This is a genomic window from Acetomicrobium mobile, from assembly GCF_937920065.1.
On sequence record NZ_CALETC010000308.1, the window covers coordinates 1 to 3,157 of the forward strand.

At 43.3% G+C, this 3,157-nt stretch carries 3 protein-coding genes; 1 reads left to right on the plus strand and 2 read right to left on the minus strand.

Features of this window, described 5'->3' with window-relative positions:
* Positions 1–364: 364 nt before the first annotated feature.
* Positions 365–1,312 carry a YrbL family protein gene (locus Q7P41_RS11580; protein WP_303884423.1) on the minus strand — a complete coding sequence of 316 codons (948 nt, stop codon included), beginning with the start codon at positions 1,310–1,312 and terminating at the stop codon, positions 365–367.
* A 614-nt stretch (positions 1,313–1,926) separates the two neighbouring features.
* Between Q7P41_RS11580 and arsM the strand changes: the two genes are divergently transcribed.
* Entirely contained in the window at positions 1,927–2,733 is an 807-nt protein-coding gene (arsM, locus tag Q7P41_RS11585; protein ID WP_303884424.1) for an arsenite methyltransferase, read from the plus strand.
* Positions 2,734–2,798: 65 nt separating this feature from the next.
* Here the strand turns inward: arsM and Q7P41_RS11590 are convergent.
* Positions 2,799–3,157, minus strand: a 359-nt coding sequence (locus Q7P41_RS11590; RefSeq protein WP_303884426.1) for a ZIP family metal transporter, incomplete at its 5' end; no start/stop codon positions are given.

The following is a 3,157-nucleotide window of genomic DNA, read 5'->3' on the forward strand; positions in this document are numbered from 1 at the left end:
AATTGACAACAAAACCTAAACTTCCAGGAAGGGGTCTTTATTCTTGATTTTCTTCATTGTTTCTATTCCTTTGATTTAACAAATACTAATTTTAAGCACATAAAGCATGAATATGCAGCTGTCATATTTGATATAGTTTTCGTTAACGATATTGTATGCCCACCAAGGGGGGCAAATGTATTTCCAAAGGTAAGCCTATGAGATATGTTGTATGTTTGAAAAATTTCAGTCCATACATTAAAAATGACCGCGCTGGTTACAATTACTCTTTGTAATTATCACCATGATGCCAATACATAACTGCGATAAATATTAGTCCGTTAAATTATATTTTCAAGATTAAAGATCTGACCCCAAGGATTTGCTATTGGTCTATTGGTATTGGACCTATTATTGGTCCAAGGTATCTTTCCAAAAAGCCCAGGAATTTTTCCTCCATTTTTCTTTGCGCAAGGCTTCGAAACAAGTGGATAGCGGGAAAATCCATGTTTGGTCTGCTTTCGCTCTTCCAATCAATTATCACTATCCTGTCGCCGGCTTTCCTTTTTTGAACAACGAAGTTTGGGGAACTCCAACTGTAAAACAAGAGTCCAGTTTCCGTCAGATGTTGATAGAGTTCTTTTAAAAGCTCAAGAACGTGCTCTGCGTCTTCCGGGTGCCTCTTCAAATGTAAACCCAAACGTAGCGATTTTGTTCCATCATCATTAAAAATGCGCTCAAAAACAAGACCAGGGCCTAGATTGGTAGTTACGATTCCATAGCATCTAGGTGCATAAAGGTAAAATATTTCACCGAGTCGTCTAGCTTTCTTCCAGTAGAAGCGGGCTTCTTCCCTATTGGAGGAAAAATCCGCCAACCAAGGCATAAACACTCTTTTCATGCGCTTTCTGCGGGTATTATATCGACCTTCATCCCAAGGCCTGTCTATCTTAATACAAAGTCCCGGATCATCAGGATGGATAAAACAAATCCTATTCTCACCGATACCCAGAAGTAAATTTTCGTTCAAGTGAATAAGTCGTTGTGGTTTATAAAGAATCTTCGGAGGCTGTTTTGAAAGAGGGATCCCTAAAATATCGGCAAGAAAGCACTTTAATCCATAATCAGGGGCAAGAACCTTCTCCCATATCTTCAATATTCGAGCATAACAACGTTTTGCTTTCCTGGTTTCCCCATAACTTTCATATATCTTAGCAAGCGCTTCTAAATTTTCCGTCAAATCTGGATGAAAAGGCCCTAGAGTTGCCTCAGCCTCTTGGAACTTGCGCTTTGCAAGCACTAATTCCTCCGACTGGCACCTCGCAGATACCAACCTACACAACCTCGCTCTCGTAAAATTGATATACTTGTAGAAATCTTTGAAATGTACCAACAATTACAGTTAAACCAAAGGTAAACAAAAATTAGATGACCCTCGTCTATGTTTCGTGTTCTTTTATATTATAAGATATTTTAGCAAGGTGCAATGTTCGTGATCGATTACTATTTAGGGTCCTTAAGGAAGGGGTTCATCATGCGGCTGGAGTTGCATAAAGTGAAGGTGCGCGACGTCCGGTGGGGCGACGCCACCAAGGTTGAAGGAGGAGGTGAAAACAAAACAGATTCAGATGAAACTTGTGCAGCGATCTCTGCTTGACAAAATAAGTGGAATGTTCAGATCCTAAGTTTTGAAATTCAATATGACAGTATGATATAGTATAGCTTCATAGCATCGATAGCGTTAAATTCAACAATTACCTCCATCTTTGCTACATATAATTAACTACCTAAGGGCTCTGAATTATGTTCATAAATGGCCTTATAATTATAATTAACCGGAATGGCGAAGATTAAACGGCCAACGTGCAATGCTAAATATTCAAGATTAAAGATCTGACCCCAAAGTGTTTATGACAATCATTAAAAGCGAGGAAGGAGATTGTAGGTATGGCAGAAGACAAAGACATAAAAAAACAGATACAACATTTTTACGGCGAGATAGCTAAGAACGCAAAAGAGGGAAATGTTTCCTGCTGCAAGGGTTCCTGCTGCGGGCCCATTGCAAACGCACCACTCATCTACGGGGAAGAGTTTCTCAACGGCCTGCCTGAGGAGGCCTTAGAGGCATCTCAAGGATGCGCCAATCCTCTGGTATTTGCCGAGCTAAAGGAAGGGGATATAGTGCTTGATTTGGGGAGCGGCGGCGGGATCGACGCATTTTTGGCGGCAAAGATCGTGGGAAACAAGGGAAAAGTTTACGGTCTTGACATGACGGACGACATGCTCGCCCTCGCTAATGAAAACAAGAAAAAGGCCGGCTTCACGAACGTGGAGTTTATCAAAGGCTATATTGAAGAAATCCCTTTGCCGGATGAGGCTGTTGACGTGATAATTTCAAACTGCGTCATCAATTTATCTGAGGACAAGCAAAAGGTCTTCAGCGAAATTTACAGGGTTTTAAAGAGAGGCGGGTACCTCTCGATCGCAGATGTGGTGACCTTAAAAGAAGTCCCGGATCGCGTCAGGCAAATAACGGAGCTTTGGCTATCCTGCATGGCCGGCTCCCTTCTAGTTGATGACTTAAACAAAATACTCGCCGACATCGGGTTTAAAGACATCACGATCTTCTTGGAACACGTATATACGAAAGACGTGATACAGTCACTCCTTGGAAGCGATGCCAAAATCAACGCAAGCGATCTTGACCTGCTCGACGGCGCCTTTGGAAGCGCGGTAATAAAGGCTGTTAAATAGTTAAAAAAGGTTGTCAAAATTTCAAGTGGGGCCTCGCTGGTTGAGGCCCCTAATTTTAGTCTACCTTATCCCAGCGCCACATCCAAGATCATCATCACGGTAAAACCTAACATGGCGGCCATGGTGGTGATGTTTGTTTCACCGCTACGTTGTGCTTCGGGGATGACTTCCTCGACGACCACAAATATCATGGCTCCCGCCGCAAAAGCGAGTGCATAGGGAAGGATCGGTTGGGCTATCATGACGGCCTTGGCGCCGATGACGCCTGCTATGGGCTCGACCATGGCAGAAAGTTGTCCCATCATGAAGCTTTTGCCTGGTGAAACGCCCTCGCGACGCAGAGGCATAGATACGGCAAAGCCCTCGGGAAAGTTTTGAAGCCCAATGCCGATGGCCAAAGACACGGCGCCCGCCAAGGAAGCCG

Bases quoted from the DNA above. Each gene is read 5' to 3' on its own strand.
- arsM (WP_303884424.1), top strand. From the start codon at position 1,927: ATGGCAGAAGACAAAGACATAAAAAAACAGATACAACATTTTTACGGC.